Origin of the sequence: Amylibacter marinus (genome assembly GCF_030160015.1) — a bacterium.
Classification (GTDB): domain Bacteria; phylum Pseudomonadota; class Alphaproteobacteria; order Rhodobacterales; family Rhodobacteraceae; genus Amylibacter; species Amylibacter marinus.
Genome location: NZ_BSNN01000002.1, coordinates 650,259 through 663,367, shown reverse-complemented (window position 1 = coordinate 663,367; position 13,109 = coordinate 650,259). Strand labels below are relative to the sequence as shown.

13 protein-coding genes are annotated in these 13,109 nt (G+C 51.0%); 11 read left to right on the top strand and 2 right to left on the bottom strand.

Annotation, left to right across the window (positions count from 1 at the left end; genetic code table 11):
* The first annotated feature begins 36 nt into the window (after positions 1 to 36).
* The 5 genes from sdhC (at position 37) to QQL62_RS04035 (ending at position 4,235) form a co-directional block, all read left to right on the top strand.
* Positions 37 to 429 carry a succinate dehydrogenase, cytochrome b556 subunit gene (gene sdhC, locus QQL62_RS04055; protein WP_284376309.1) on the top strand — a complete coding sequence of 131 codons (393 nt, stop codon included), beginning with the start codon at positions 37 to 39 and terminating at the stop codon, positions 427 to 429.
* On the top strand, positions 429 to 809 hold the full coding sequence (gene sdhD / locus QQL62_RS04050; RefSeq protein ID WP_284376308.1) for a succinate dehydrogenase, hydrophobic membrane anchor protein: 381 nt from the start codon (positions 429 to 431) through the stop codon (positions 807 to 809). Before sdhC ends, sdhD begins: the two co-directional genes overlap by 1 nt.
* Positions 810 to 822: 13 nt before the next feature.
* Positions 823 to 2,643 (top strand): succinate dehydrogenase flavoprotein subunit, encoded by a 1,821-nt coding sequence (gene sdhA, locus QQL62_RS04045; protein ID WP_284376307.1) that lies wholly within the window; start codon positions 823 to 825, stop codon positions 2,641 to 2,643.
* 395 nt (positions 2,644 to 3,038) lie between these two features.
* Positions 3,039 to 3,356 carry a hypothetical protein gene (locus tag QQL62_RS04040; RefSeq protein ID WP_284376306.1) on the top strand — a complete coding sequence of 106 codons (318 nt, stop codon included), beginning with the start codon at positions 3,039 to 3,041 and terminating at the stop codon, positions 3,354 to 3,356.
* Positions 3,357 to 3,455: 99 nt separating this feature from the next.
* Positions 3,456 to 4,235 carry a succinate dehydrogenase iron-sulfur subunit gene (locus QQL62_RS04035; protein WP_284376305.1) on the top strand — a complete coding sequence of 260 codons (780 nt, stop codon included), beginning with the start codon at positions 3,456 to 3,458 and terminating at the stop codon, positions 4,233 to 4,235.
* A gap of 44 nt (positions 4,236 to 4,279) precedes the next feature.
* Here QQL62_RS04035 and QQL62_RS04030 read toward each other — a convergent pair whose 3' ends face one another.
* A complete protein-coding gene (locus QQL62_RS04030) occupies positions 4,280 to 6,997 on the bottom strand; it encodes a DUF2339 domain-containing protein (protein ID WP_284376304.1) in 2,718 nt (905 codons plus the stop codon).
* A 139-nt stretch (positions 6,998 to 7,136) separates the two neighbouring features.
* Here QQL62_RS04030 and QQL62_RS04025 point away from each other — a divergent pair, with 139 nt between their 5' ends.
* A complete protein-coding gene (locus QQL62_RS04025) occupies positions 7,137 to 7,889 on the top strand; it encodes a succinate dehydrogenase (protein ID WP_284376303.1) in 753 nt (250 codons plus the stop codon).
* Here QQL62_RS04025 and QQL62_RS04020 read toward each other — a convergent pair.
* Positions 7,886 to 8,869 (bottom strand): aldo/keto reductase, encoded by a 984-nt coding sequence (locus QQL62_RS04020; protein ID WP_284376301.1) that lies wholly within the window; start codon positions 8,867 to 8,869, stop codon positions 7,886 to 7,888. The two genes, QQL62_RS04025 and QQL62_RS04020, sit on opposite strands and share 4 nt — an antisense overlap.
* 81 nt (positions 8,870 to 8,950) lie before the next feature.
* On the opposite strand from QQL62_RS04020, the gene QQL62_RS04015 reads away from it, so the two are divergent.
* The 5 genes from QQL62_RS04015 to QQL62_RS03995 all read left to right on the top strand — a co-directional run bounded on the left by QQL62_RS04015 (position 8,951) and on the right by QQL62_RS03995 (position 13,086).
* The gene (locus tag QQL62_RS04015) at positions 8,951 to 10,348 is read left to right on the top strand and encodes a 1-acyl-sn-glycerol-3-phosphate acyltransferase (protein WP_284376299.1); all 1,398 of its coding nucleotides are present in this window, start codon (positions 8,951 to 8,953) and stop codon (positions 10,346 to 10,348) included.
* A gap of 58 nt (positions 10,349 to 10,406) precedes the next feature.
* On the top strand, positions 10,407 to 11,327 hold the full coding sequence (locus QQL62_RS04010) for a manganese-dependent inorganic pyrophosphatase (protein WP_284376298.1): 921 nt from the start codon (positions 10,407 to 10,409) through the stop codon (positions 11,325 to 11,327).
* A 186-nt stretch (positions 11,328 to 11,513) separates the two neighbouring features.
* A complete protein-coding gene (locus QQL62_RS04005; protein ID WP_284376297.1) occupies positions 11,514 to 11,714 on the top strand; it encodes a hypothetical protein in 201 nt (66 codons plus the stop codon).
* Positions 11,668 to 12,381 carry a helix-turn-helix transcriptional regulator gene (locus QQL62_RS04000; protein ID WP_284376296.1) on the top strand — a complete coding sequence of 238 codons (714 nt, stop codon included), beginning with the start codon at positions 11,668 to 11,670 and terminating at the stop codon, positions 12,379 to 12,381. Before QQL62_RS04005 ends, QQL62_RS04000 begins: the two co-directional genes overlap by 47 nt.
* A gap of 72 nt (positions 12,382 to 12,453) precedes the next feature.
* On the top strand, positions 12,454 to 13,086 hold the full coding sequence (locus QQL62_RS03995) for an acyl-homoserine-lactone synthase (RefSeq protein WP_284376294.1): 633 nt from the start codon (positions 12,454 to 12,456) through the stop codon (positions 13,084 to 13,086).
* Positions 13,087 to 13,109: the final 23 nt, after the last annotated feature.

Here is a 13,109-nt window from a genome sequence, read left to right as displayed (position 1 = left end):
GCAGTCAGCTAACAAGCCAAACCCATGGGGAGACACATGGCAGATGTAAATAGAGGCAACCGCCCTTTATCACCACACTTGGGCATTTACCGCCCGCAAATGAGTTCCATGACATCGATATTCGTTCGCCTGACAGGGATATCCCTGACCTTGGGTTTTGTTATGGTTATATGGTGGTTATTGGCCGCCGCAACCGGCCCTGAATATTTCGCCACGGTGAATGGCCTATTGACCGGATGGTTTGCCGTGATCATTTGGGTGCTGTCTATTTGGGCGCTGTGGTACCACAGTCTTGGAGGCATTCGCCATTTGATTTGGGACTTGGGTTATGGGTTTGATGTGAAGACAGCTGATCGCATGGGTTATGGCGTGATCGCTGGCAGCTTTGTCCTAACAGCGCTGTCGCTGATTTGCTTGGGAGTGTTGTGATGAGTTATAAAACCGACAAGGGCCGCGTGATCGGCCTTGGCAGTGCCAAAACCGGTGCCGAGCATTGGCTGGGCGAGCGCATAAAGGCATTTGCCCTAATCCCACTTACGTTGGCGTTTTTCTGTATCATGGCCCCGATGATCGGCGCGCCTTATGAACAGGTCGTTGCGACCCTGCAGAACCCGGTCAAGGCCATAGCCCTGATCCTGTTCTTCGCGGTAACCTTCAAGCACCTAGAAGAGGGCCTGCAGGTTGTGATCGAGGACTATGTGCATGGTAAGGGTGCTGCGCTGACCCTGATCGTTTTGACGAAACTCTTTTGCTGGTCCTTCGGGCTGGCCGCGATATTTGCAATAGCAAAAATTGCATTTTCTGCCTAACTCGGAGACTATGATGACTGCTTACGAATATATTGATCATGAATATGATGTTGTTGTGGTTGGGGCCGGTGGTGCAGGGTTGCGTGCCACGTTGGGCATGGCAGAGCAAGGTCTGAAAACAGCCTGCGTATCCAAGGTATTCCCAACGCGTAGTCACACGGTGGCCGCACAGGGTGGTATCGCCGCCTCGTTGGCAAACATGGATGTGGGCACCACACCCAACGATCACTGGCAGTGGCATTTGTATGACACGGTTAAGGGTTCGGATTGGTTGGGCGACACAGATGCGATGGAGTATCTGGTACGCGAAGCCCCCAAGGCGGTTTACGAGCTGGAACACTACGGTGTGCCATTCTCACGTACCCAAGAGGGTAAAATTTACCAACGCCCCTTTGGAGGTCATACCACGAAGTTTGGCGAGGGTCCGTCGGTTCAGCGCACATGTGCCGCGGCTGACCGTACTGGTCATGCCATTCTACATACGCTGTATGGGCAATCATTGAAAAACGATGCAGAGTTTTACATTGAATATTTCGTCACTGATCTGATCATGACCGAAGATGGTCGTTGTCAGGGTGTAATTGCATGGAAATTGGACGACGGAACGATACACCGCTTTAACGCCAAAATGGTTGTTCTGGCCACCGGAGGCTACGGGCGTGCCTACTTTAGTGCGACCTCTGCTCATACCTGTACGGGTGATGGTGGCGGTATGGTTGCTCGCCAAGGTCTTGCATTGCAAGATATGGAATTTGTTCAATTTCACCCAACGGGTATCTATGGTTCGGGTTGTTTGATCACCGAAGGTGCGCGCGGTGAGGGGGGGTATTTGACCAACTCTGAGGGCGAACGCTTTATGGAACGCTATGCGCCCACTTACAAGGATCTGGCCAGCCGTGATGTGGTATCGCGCTGTATGACCATTGAAATCCGCGAAGGTCGCGGCATTGGGGCAGATGGCGATCATATCCATCTGCACCTGAACCACCTGCCACCTGAGACCTTGGCAGAACGTCTGCCCGGCATTTCCGAAAGTGCGAAAATATTCGCTGGTGTTGATGTGAATAAAGAGCCGATCCCTGTTTTGCCAACGGTGCATTATAACATGGGCGGTATCCCCACCAATTATTGGGGAGAAGTGCTAGACCCAACGGCCGACGATCATGATCGGGTATTGCCTGGTCTGATGGCCGTTGGCGAGGCGGGATGTGCATCTGTGCACGGCGCCAATCGTTTGGGATCAAACAGCCTGATTGATCTGGTGGTCTTTGGGCGGGCGGCGGCTATTCGCGCGGCCGAGGTTGTGGACGCCAAGGCGCCAAACGAGCCGCTCAACGAGAAGTCTGTTGAGAAATCAATGGCACGTTTTGATGGGCTACGCCATGCTGATGGCGGTATTAGCACCGCAGAGTTGCGCCTAGAGATGCAAAAAACCATGCAATCAGACGCGGCCGTTTTCCGCACAGATAAGACGCTGGCCGAGGGGTGCGAAAAGATGACCGCAGTTGCCGCCAAGGTGCATGACCTGAAAATCACTGACCGCAGCCTGATCTGGAATTCTGACCTGATGGAAACCCTAGAGCTGACCAACCTGATGCCTAACGCATTGGCCACAATCGTTGGTGCCGAGGCGCGCAAAGAAAGTCGTGGTGCACATGCACATGAGGATTATCCTGATCGTGATGACGTGAATTGGCGCAAACACTCGCTGATGCGGGTTGATGACAACAAGGTCGAATTGACCTATCGAGATGTACATCTGGATCCGCTGACCAAGCAAGAAGACGGCGGGATTGATCTGGCAAAGATCGCACCCAAAGAACGCGTATATTAAAAACGGGCCTTCGGGCCCTTTTTTGTATCCGATACTGAGAACACGATTTTGTTATTTCGGGCCAAATCCTGCCGGTTGGTTAAATATTTGCTTCCTATAGGGGGGGGATATGATACCCTCTTGCCTGAACAAGCCTTCACTACCGAAGGTAGATTCGAAACGAAATTTAGGAGAGATAAAATGAAAGCTTTGACAATGACTGTTGTTGCTGTTGCAACATTGGCGCTGACTGCATGTGCAAAAGAAGAGCCAGTGATGGAAAAAGTGATGGAAGAACCAGCAATGGAAGGAAAGCTATAAGCTTTCTTTGAATTCTACGAAAGGCGCGATTTATTTCGCGCCTTTTTCATTTCTGGCCCTGTACGTTATACTTTGACCTAACGAAAGCCTTTGAAATGCAATATGTGAAAATTATTAGCTCTGGTATTCTCGCGCTAGCCGCCTGTGCCCCCAAAGACCAGATCCAGTCTATCCCCACCATGTCTTTGACGGATGCTATGCAGATGTGCCGCGCGCAAATTGAATCGGCGAGCAAGCCAAAGACCGAATTTGGTCTGGGTGTAGAGGTGGGGTCAAACGGACATGTGCGTCCGCGCAGCGATCTGTCGCTGACCGTTGATATCAGCAGTCCCAAGCAAAAAGACAAACGCTATGTTCGCTGTGTTCAGCAGAACGCCGGATTGGACCCAACAGATAGCTATTCAGCGCTGTAATACCCTTTTTTTAATAAAATAAGGGTATTTTTCGATGTAACTTACCTCAGTATTCGTTTAGAATGGCGCCAACTGAATGATATCTATCTAGGTGACGCCATGGTTGAACTAACCCTTCCGAAAAATTCAAAAACAACAGTGGGTAAAACATGGCCCAAACCAGAAGGGGCGACCAACGTCCGCAAGTTTAAAATCTATCGCTATGACCCCGATATCGGTGAAAATCCTCGGGTTGATACCTATTTTCTAGATATGGATAAATGCGGCCCCATGGTTTTGGACGCGATTATCAAAATCAAAAACGAGATTGACCCGACGCTAACGTTCCGTCGCTCTTGTCGCGAGGGTATCTGTGGTTCCTGTGCTATGAATGTTGACGGGATTAACACGCTGGCCTGTATATATGGCTTGGATGAGATCAAGGGCGATGTGAAAATCTATCCGTTGCCGCATATGCCAGTGGTCAAAGATTTGATCCCCGATCTAACGCATTTCTATGCGCAGCACGCCAGCATCATGCCGTGGTTGGAAACAAAAACGAACCGCCCCGCTAAGGAATGGTTACAATCTATAGAAGATCGTAAAAAGCTAGATGGCCTGTACGAGTGTGTGATGTGTGCCTGTTGTTCTACCTCTTGCCCATCCTATTGGTGGAATGGCGATCGCTATCTAGGGCCAGCAGCATTGTTGCACGCCTATCGCTGGATTATCGATTCCAGAGACGAAGCCACTGGCGAACGCCTAGATGAGCTGCAAGATCCGTTCAAGCTGTACCGCTGTCATACAATTATGAACTGTGCCAAGACTTGTCCAAAGGGTCTGAACCCCGCCAAGGCAATTGCGGAGATCAAGAAAAAGATGGTCGAGCGGACATTGTAAACCGCCACCAAGTTTTAGAATTAAGGGCCCCGAGGGGCCCTTTTTTATGCGTCTTGATCGGGGATTTTGTCTGCATCTTCTGGGGCTGTATCAAAACGAGACCCTTGCAACAGCCATCCAATTCCTGCCAGCGTCAGCCCTAATATGATAAAAGCCGTGGCGCGGGGCAGGCCGGCCATGCCGCTCATATCCCACAAGAATACCTTGGCCGCGGTTAGTGCCGCAAAGCCCAAGCCCAGCTTGCGCAGGCGGCTATCACGGCGTTGTAGCGCCAGGACCACCATTGTTATCGTGATCGCAAGCAGAACCACTGTATAGGTGTATAGCTCGCCCGTTTCCACGCCCTTATAAAGGCGAATGTTGCTGCCATGCCAAAAATGACGCACCTCTAGTATCGCGATGAAAACCCCTGATGCAATGGCTAGAACCTTGTAGATCTTGCTGGGGATCTGTGGCGCTAGTGCATTGAAATAATAAAGTATTAACCCGATTAACAGGGGCAAACAATAGGCCACCATGATGGTATCAACGGGGAATATCCCGTTCACATCACCCTGTGCCAATGGCGAAATGATCAAGGCCAACAACATCAACAGCGCACTGATACCAAGATAGCCCCACCCTAGAATATTGCGGATCTTGTTCAAGCGATCTGGGATTTGCATACGGCGAAATTGAACACCCGCCATCATCAACCAAACACTAGAGAATAGGGCAGGGTACATGTAATCCTCTGAATTCTGCCCTGCAACAATCTGTTCCAGCACACAGCAGACCAAAATTGCCGCCACCAAGAGCCCCGCCGTTTCAAATAGTACACTGCGGCGGAACACCTCTGCGCGGGTGGCAAGGTGATAGCCGGCGTAAAAAAGCGCCACAATGATCGCGCTAGAGATATAAATCTGGCTGGGCATATCCCCAAAAAAGATGAAGGCGAAATTCAGAATTGATTTGGTTTGAACCAAGCCAGCAAGTGTCACAAACAACCAGATCAACTTGTCCGTCCAATAGTACCCAAAGCGCAACGTCAGCGCCAATGCCCCAAGAGACAGAACCGCAAACCCGTATTGCATATCTGTGAACCACAAATAGTTAACCCCACCCGCAAGCAACAGACCCGAAACAAAAAAGAGATCTGCGGATTGCTTGCTGGCAGCGAATTCACGCTTGCTCATCAGATAGGCACAGCCCAGCATTATAGCCGCAAGGCCAGCCGCAAGGCCCCCCCATTGTTGGCTGTTAAGGGTGCCGAAATGTTGCCAATTTCCATATAGTACACCAAAAAACAGCACCGGAGCGATGGCGCCAAGTGCGATCCAATAGAGAGGACGTACAGATTTTTGCGCCCGCCAAAATGCCGCGAATAAAAACGCTCCAATACCGCAAAGCGCAACACCAATGGCAAACCCAAAGGGAAGTTGGCTATGGTCGAATCCTGTACCAAAGCTGCGCACCGCCATGCCGTAGATACCAATTGCGGATCCTGCCACGGCACCAAAGCCGAAAATAGCCGCCATTTGGTCTAGGTTTTCTGCCCTGTCATTCCACAGGATAGACCAGGCCAACAGGGCGAGCAGGATCACCATGCTGCTCTGCCAATAGAGGAAATTCTGCATATCCGCAGCTAGGCCAATCAAAATCGTACCAGCAAATGCTGTAGCTAGGGCTAGTATCGTCGGATAGTGGTGTGAAATTTCGCGCAGCGCTGTTTGATCAACCATCACCGCGCTGTGCCATTGTGGGCGCAGGCCAAAGGCAGGGATCGTCGTGGCAATCAATATGATCGCCGCGGTGTAAAAGGCAAAGTAAACCTCGCCCGGCATGTCCATTGACAGAAGCATACCCCACAATAGGCTAAGCCCCACCGCTAAGGCTGACAGCCAGATCCAGCGTTGAACCCGCTCTACCATTAGCGCTGCCACAAGAACGGTTAGAAAATAGAGGTACATCAAGGGGCCAGTTTCGCCCCCCGTAACCAACAAAGGCGAGAAAAATGCGCCCAAAATTCCGATCACCGCCATCACTGGCCCATAGATCAAGGCCGCGCCCATGGCGATAAACGAGACCGCAACCATGGATGCAAGCCCAACCAGTGCAGATGTCAGCCCATAAAGAGTATGTGCGGAAACCACCCCAGCATAAAGCGAGGCCACCCCCCCCGCCGCTAAGGCAACAGGTACTGAGAACCACCCCGAAAGATCCTGCCTACGCTTGCGCTGTAGGTATTGCGCGACCCCCAACAACGCCGCACCAAAGGCCAGCGCCGATAGCACCCGCGCTACAGGGCCTAAAAAACCGCGTTCTAGGCCGTATTGCACCATGAACAAACCACCAAAGGCCAGTGAAGTGGCGGCCATCCAGATGATCCAGTTCTGGGTAAGGCTATCCCAGAACCTGTCAAACCAGGTTGGGCCTTGGGGCGTGGGCGGTGCAGGTGGTGTTGTGGATGCACTTTTATTCAAAACAATTTGCGGGCCGGTGGTTTCGGGGCGTGTGTCTGTGCCCTCTTTATCATCGGCATCGGGTTGTCTTGGTGTTCCCAACTCTTCCACAGCTGATTGGTCGGGTTTTTTGTCAACACTTGGTGACTTATGCACGGCGGCGGATGCCCGAGAGTGCTCTTCGGGCGCTATGGTCAAATCTGTGCGCGCAGTGTTTAATAGGTCGACTTGTTCTTGCAGGCTATGCACATGTTTTTTTAGATTGCGCATCTTTAACAGTGCGATACCAGACAAAACAATCGCTAGAATACCCAATTCCATATTAATTTCCTTAAAATCTGCTCAAAGCTTGTGCGTATCATCGGCAGTGAGCCGCCTGTGTCAAGCGGATCTGCGCAGGGTGGTATAATTGTAGCAACGCATGAATTGACAGGGGAGAGATTTACAATACTTTGGAAGGATGAAAAAATTACTGATCTATACTTTGGGAATTATTGGTGTGGCGCTCCCCTTGGCACCGATATCTGCATCAGCCGAGGGTTGTCCCGCGCGCGAGGCAGTATCATTGTATCACAGTTGTGCTTTTCCTGCACAGATGACGTTGCGCTTTATGCCTCTGGATATGGAGTTGAAAAGCCGGGATTTCTTGGCCGTTACCGGTGCATATTCAAGTGGAGACCGCTATGGAGTTGAGGGCCTAGCCATGAACAAGGGCCAAATGATTAGCCGTCGGTTTCAGGGGTGGGATGGTATATTAATCGTCGATGCCCAAGGGGTTCCAGAAATTCACAATACCAATAGCGTGCATTTCGAAGGACGGGTGTATAATCTAAAGACACAACCAGATCGGCGTGATTTTACGGCATTGGCACAGACCACGGGGGCATCGGTTATTCAATCACATTTATTGATATCTGATGGTGCATTGGATCTACAACAGGTAGAACCAGCGCGCAGATTTATTCGGCGTATGGCATTCCAAGATGCGCATGGTTGGGGGATCTTTGAGACAGAAAAACCCATGACCCTATATGAGGCCGCGGTTCAAATCCAAGAGGATCTGAACCCGTATATGGCCCTTAACCTTGATATGGGGGCCTATAATTATTGCCGAATGCGCAGATCAGATCAGGTAGACAGCTGTGGCAACCTATATGTTACCCCAGACAAATTAACCAACCTACTGGTACTAAGCCTCCCCGAAACCCATTAGCTATAGGTTTCAGGGCCAATGTTTTGCGCTGGTGAATAGCGATCGCCGTAGGCCCAACCGATGGGCAATAGGGTTTCTATTTCTTGGATTTGTGTATCACTTAGATGCACCTCACTTGCGCCAATCCACTGGTTCAGGTGGGCTGCGGTGCGCGTCCCTGGAATGGGTATGACATGATCGCCGCGTTGTAGCACCCACGCCAGGGCAGCGGTTGGCGTATTCATACCATTGTCCCGTGCCCAGTTTTGGAATTTTGAAATTACCGCTAGGTTGTCGCTAAGGTTTGGTTCTTGGAAGCGGGGGTTGCTAATGCGCAAGTCTGGTTCAACCATTGCCGCGCGTTTTGCCGGTGCATCCGTCAGCATCCCACGCCCAAGTGGTGAAAACGGCACAAAGCTCACACCAAGTTCGCTGCAGGTTCGTATCAGCCCCAGATCAGGCAGGCGCGTCCAAAGCGAGTATTCATTTTGTACGGCCCGACAGGGATGGATGGCGTGGGCGCGCCGCAATGTTGTGGGCGATACCTCAGATAGGCCATAGCCGCCGATCTTGCCCTGCTGGATGAAACCTTGCAGGGTCTCTACCATATCTTCGATCGCGGTATCGGGATCGCGCCTATGGATATAATATAGATCGATGTGGTCCACCCCAAGCCTGCGAAGGGATCCCTCTAGGGCCTCGGTTAAATAGCGTTTAGAGTTATCAAACCTGCGCTGGGGTTTTACGCGAATTCCTGCCTTGCTTGCGATATGAAAGGCATGGGGGCTGGTTTTTAAAAACTGCCCAATCAGCTCCTCGGATCGCCCGCCACCGTATAGCTCTGCGGTGTCAATGAATGTGATCCCACCATCGCGTGCCGCCGACAGACAGGCATGGGTGGTCTTGTCATCAGTTGGTCCAAAGAAGCCGATGATACTCATAGCGCCAAACCCGATGGCGCTAACCTGTGGGCCATTTGCGCCCAGTGTTCTATACTGCATGTGGTTACCTCTGTTTTCTGACAAGGTAGCGATAAATCTTGGGGGATCAATGCAGGATTGCTTGACGTTATGGCCTAGGCCATGCAGATTAATCCTCTGATGTTTGACGTAATAGAAATCCCCGTTTGGTGCGTTTGGTTAGCAGGTATTTTGGCCTGTATTGGCCTATTGGATCGTATCCTGATGCCAACGGTGCGCTGGTACCTAAAGCGACGCCTTGATCGTGCGGTAGAGGTTTTGAACAATAAGCTGGATTTGAAAATCCAGCCCTTCAAATTAACCAAGCGACGGGTGCTAATCGATCGCCTGACCAATGACCCAACGGTGGTTCAGGCCATTTTGAACCACAGCGCCGAAGAGAACACCCCCTTTGCGGTATCGCAGCATCTGGCCGAGAGGTATGCGCGCGAGATTGTCCCCGCCTTTAGTGCGGCGATATATTTCAAGGTCGCTATCCGTTTGGCGCGCTGGATTTCTACCGCGCTGTACCGCGTGCGCCTAGGCTATGTAGATCGCAAGGCGCTACAAGCGCTGGACAAAGACGCGACAGTTATTTTTGTGATGAACCATCGTAGCAATATGGACTATGTTTTGGTCACTTATTTAGCGGCGCGCCGTTCTGCGCTTGCCTATGCGGTGGGGGAATGGGCGCGGGTTTGGCCTCTAAAACCGCTGATAAAATCTATGGGGGGATATTTTATCCGCCGCCGATCGCATAGCAAGTTGTATCGGCAGGTTCTGGCGCGTTATGTGCAAATGGCCACCGAGGCGGGGGTGGCGCAGGCGGTATTTCCCGAGGGCCAGCTCACGCGGGATGGGCGTTTGCAACCCGCGAAATTGGGCTTGTTAAATTACATTATTAGCGGATTTGACCCCAATGGCACGCGAGATGTGCATTTTGTGCCTGTTGGGCTGAATTATGATCGGGTCATAGAGGATCGTATTTTAATAGCCTCGCATCGGGGCGAGCGCACTAAAACAGTGGTGAAGATCCGAGAGTTTTTCAGATTTGTTGGCAAATATCTATGGTTGCGCCTACGTGGGCGCATGTATCGTTTTGGATATGCATCGGTCAGTTTTGGCGCACCCATCTCCCTAAAAGAGTTTATAGCCGGCCGCCCCAAAAGCAGCCATGAGGCCAGTACCAAGGCCTTGGGTAAGGTTTTGATGGCACGGGTGGGCGAGGCGGTGCCGGTGCTGCCCGTTTCCCTAATTGCGCGGGTGTTCCTAACCAATACCAAGGCACAGCTAAGCATCGCGCAGGTGCATTCCAAGGCCAAGCGCGAGCTGGATAGGCTGTTAGAGGCGGGGGCATATATGCATGTGCCGCGAGCTGATTTTGAATATGCCGTTGAGGTCGGTTTGCGCATGTTGGTTTTACGTCATGCCATTCGCCATGAGGATGATAAATATCAGCTGAACCCTCAGCACAGCGATATTATCTCTTATTATGCACAATCCATTGCGCATTTGGCCTAGTTTACACAGAGGATACAGGGCGGTATAAGGCGGCGAAATTTCAATAAGAGAGTCAGCTATGTTAAAAATCTTCGGCCATAAAGCACCGGATACCGATGCCACGGGTTCCGCAATTATCTGGGCTTGGGCCTTATCCGACCAAGGTCAAGAGGCGCAGCCCTTTGTTCTTGGCACCCCCAATACCGAGGCCGCCTTCGTCTTGCAACGTTGGGGATTTGAAACGCCTGATCTGTTGGAAACCGTGACTGATACGGACGAAGTTGTCATTGTGGATACCAATAATCCTGCCGAATTGCCTGATAACGTAAGCAATGCGCATATCCGCCAGATCATCGACCACCACCTGCTGGTTGGCGGCATCACAACACGCGAGCCTATTGAAATCACCATCAAACCGCTGGCCTCTACCGCTACCATTATGGCGCAAATGCTAGATTCAGAAGGCCGTTTGGATAGCGCGCCCGAAGGTATCAAAGGACTGATACTGTCTTGTGTTCTGTCCGATACCTTGGAATTCCGCAGTCCAACCACCACGGCCTATGATCAAGAGCTGGCCGCGCGCTTGGCCAAGGATCTAGGGGTAGACATCAACAGCTATGCAAGTGAAATGTTCGCGGCCAAGTCTGACGTATCTCATATGACTGATGCAGAACTTTTGCGCCTAGACAGCAAAAAATACGAGGTCGGCGGCACCAATTTCCGCGTATCGGTCTTAGAGACTACCAGTCCTGCGGCCTTGATCGCGCGTAAAACCAGCCTGATCAATTCAATGCCTGCCGTGGCACAGGAAGACGGCGTTGATCAGGTGTTGTTGTTCATCGTTGATATTTTAAACGAAGAGGCGACGCTGTTGGTTGCTAATGAAATGGTGGCAAGCGTTGCTGAAAAATCATTTGGCCAAACGCCAACAGGCGACAGCGTCGTATTGCCTGGGGTGATGTCTCGGAAAAAACAAATCATCCCCAACCTTAAGGTATAGCCAATAAAAATCAGGGGTTGCGGCTATCTTGATCGCAGCCTCTGCTATCCTGTGCTAATGAATTCAACGGCTTACAGTAAATTCACCCCCCATTTTTGGTTAGGTGACCAGTTTCCCAGCATGTGCTTTCATAGAGTTGATAACTTTTTATTAAGTTATTGTTAACTATTTTGAATGAGGCTTGCTATGAAACATGAGTGGATGATTGATGTACTTTCGGATCTTCAGAATTTCGCAAAGCAACATGATTTAGACCGCCTTGCTGAACATATAGAAGATACGCTGTTGGTTGCGGCTTCGGAACTTGCTGCCCAGCGGCAAGGGAGCGCTCAGGGAGCAGATGAAATATCAGATCGTAGAACTACTGGAACAATTTACCAACGCTAACTCCATCGAGAAATTGCACGAGCTTGTGCTCTCAACCAGAGAAACGTTCGAAGTAGAACATACGATTTATCATTCCATCCAACAGAGCCAATCTGCCTTTGCATTAGCCAGCTATTCTGCCGAGTGGGCCAACTACTACGAGTCAGAAAAAATGTTTTTGGCCGATCCGGTGGTTTTAGCCTCTTTCCAAAAATTTGAACCTTATGAATGGAAAACCCTTGATTGGTCATCGCGCCCCGCACGACGCTTGATGTTGGATGCAACCGATGGCGGGGTGGGAAATCAAGGGGTCTCGATTCCGATGCGTGGCCCCCACGGGGAATTGGCGCTATATTCGGTAAATACCACCGCCAGCGATGAAGAGTGGCAGAATTTTATTGCCCGTGAAATGCATCATTTATTGTTGGTTGGGCACTATATCCATGCAGCAGCGCGCCGATTGACAGAACGCTCCGTGGATGAAAAATATTCGGTGCTATCACCGCGTGAAATAGACAGCCTCACCCTGCTGGGATTGGGGGAAAATCGCGCCCGCGTGGCTGAAAAGCTGAAGATTTCTGAACATACTTTGCGTGTGTATATTGAATCGTCGCGCTCAAAATTACAAGCGGCCAACACCACCCACGCAGTGGCAAAGGCCATGATGCAAGGCTTGATTACCCTATAGTTAACGACAGCGTTCGCCGCTCTAGGCAAGGTTAAATACTTTTCAGTTAGCAACATCTCAGGAGGACCTGCGATGTTGCATTACCTATACCACACTGAACTTCACGCCTATCCCAAGCTTTATGAATCTATGTTCAAGGACCGCGCGGATCAATTCAAACGCCGCCTACAGTGGGCGGTGCAGGTTGATGAACAGGGATACGAGCAAGACGACTATGATCAGCTAAATCCGCTCTACGCCATTTGGGTTTTGCCCGATGGACGCCACGGCGGTTCGATGCGCACGCTGCCGACCACGGGGCCAGTAATGGTGAACGATCATTTCAAAGAGGTGATTGGGCATGAGATTTCCGCGCCAAACATCTGGGAAAGCACCCGATTTTGTCTCGCACCTGATCTTCGGGATAGAGCTTTTCGCATATCCGCGGCAATTATGTTGGCGGGCTGTGAAATTGGCCTACAGTTTAACCTAGAAAAGGCGGTGGCGATATTTGATCCGCGCATGGTGCGCATTTATCGCACGCTAGGATGGCCACCGCAGGTTCTAGGCTCGATTGGCACTGGGCGTGATCGTATTTGTGCAGGCACATGGCAATTTTCTGAAACCACGCGGCGCAATATGGCCAAACGCGCAGGTGTTTCGCCCGAGTTATCCCGCCTCTGGATACGGCGTGCATTTGACAATAAATCTGATGCCGCAGCCTAGTTGCGCTGGTTTTCCGTATTGGT

Coding starts and splice junctions, on each gene's coding strand:
- sdhC (WP_284376309.1), top strand. CDS start 37: ATGGCAGATGTAAATAGAGGCAACCGCCCTTTATCACCACACTTGGGC.
- sdhD (WP_284376308.1), top strand. CDS start 429: ATGAGTTATAAAACCGACAAGGGCCGCGTGATCGGCCTTGGCAGTGCC.
- sdhA (WP_284376307.1), top strand. CDS start 823: ATGACTGCTTACGAATATATTGATCATGAATATGATGTTGTTGTGGTT.
- QQL62_RS04040 (WP_284376306.1), top strand. CDS start 3,039: ATGCAATATGTGAAAATTATTAGCTCTGGTATTCTCGCGCTAGCCGCC.
- QQL62_RS04035 (WP_284376305.1), top strand. CDS start 3,456: ATGGTTGAACTAACCCTTCCGAAAAATTCAAAAACAACAGTGGGTAAA.
- QQL62_RS04030 (WP_284376304.1), bottom strand. CDS start 6,997: ATGGAATTGGGTATTCTAGCGATTGTTTTGTCTGGTATCGCACTGTTA.
- QQL62_RS04025 (WP_284376303.1), top strand. CDS start 7,137: ATGAAAAAATTACTGATCTATACTTTGGGAATTATTGGTGTGGCGCTC.
- QQL62_RS04020 (WP_284376301.1), bottom strand. CDS start 8,869: ATGCAGTATAGAACACTGGGCGCAAATGGCCCACAGGTTAGCGCCATC.
- QQL62_RS04015 (WP_284376299.1), top strand. CDS start 8,951: ATGCAGATTAATCCTCTGATGTTTGACGTAATAGAAATCCCCGTTTGG.
- QQL62_RS04010 (WP_284376298.1), top strand. CDS start 10,407: ATGTTAAAAATCTTCGGCCATAAAGCACCGGATACCGATGCCACGGGT.
- QQL62_RS04005 (WP_284376297.1), top strand. CDS start 11,514: ATGAAACATGAGTGGATGATTGATGTACTTTCGGATCTTCAGAATTTC.
- QQL62_RS04000 (WP_284376296.1), top strand. CDS start 11,668: ATGAAATATCAGATCGTAGAACTACTGGAACAATTTACCAACGCTAAC.
- QQL62_RS03995 (WP_284376294.1), top strand. CDS start 12,454: ATGTTGCATTACCTATACCACACTGAACTTCACGCCTATCCCAAGCTT.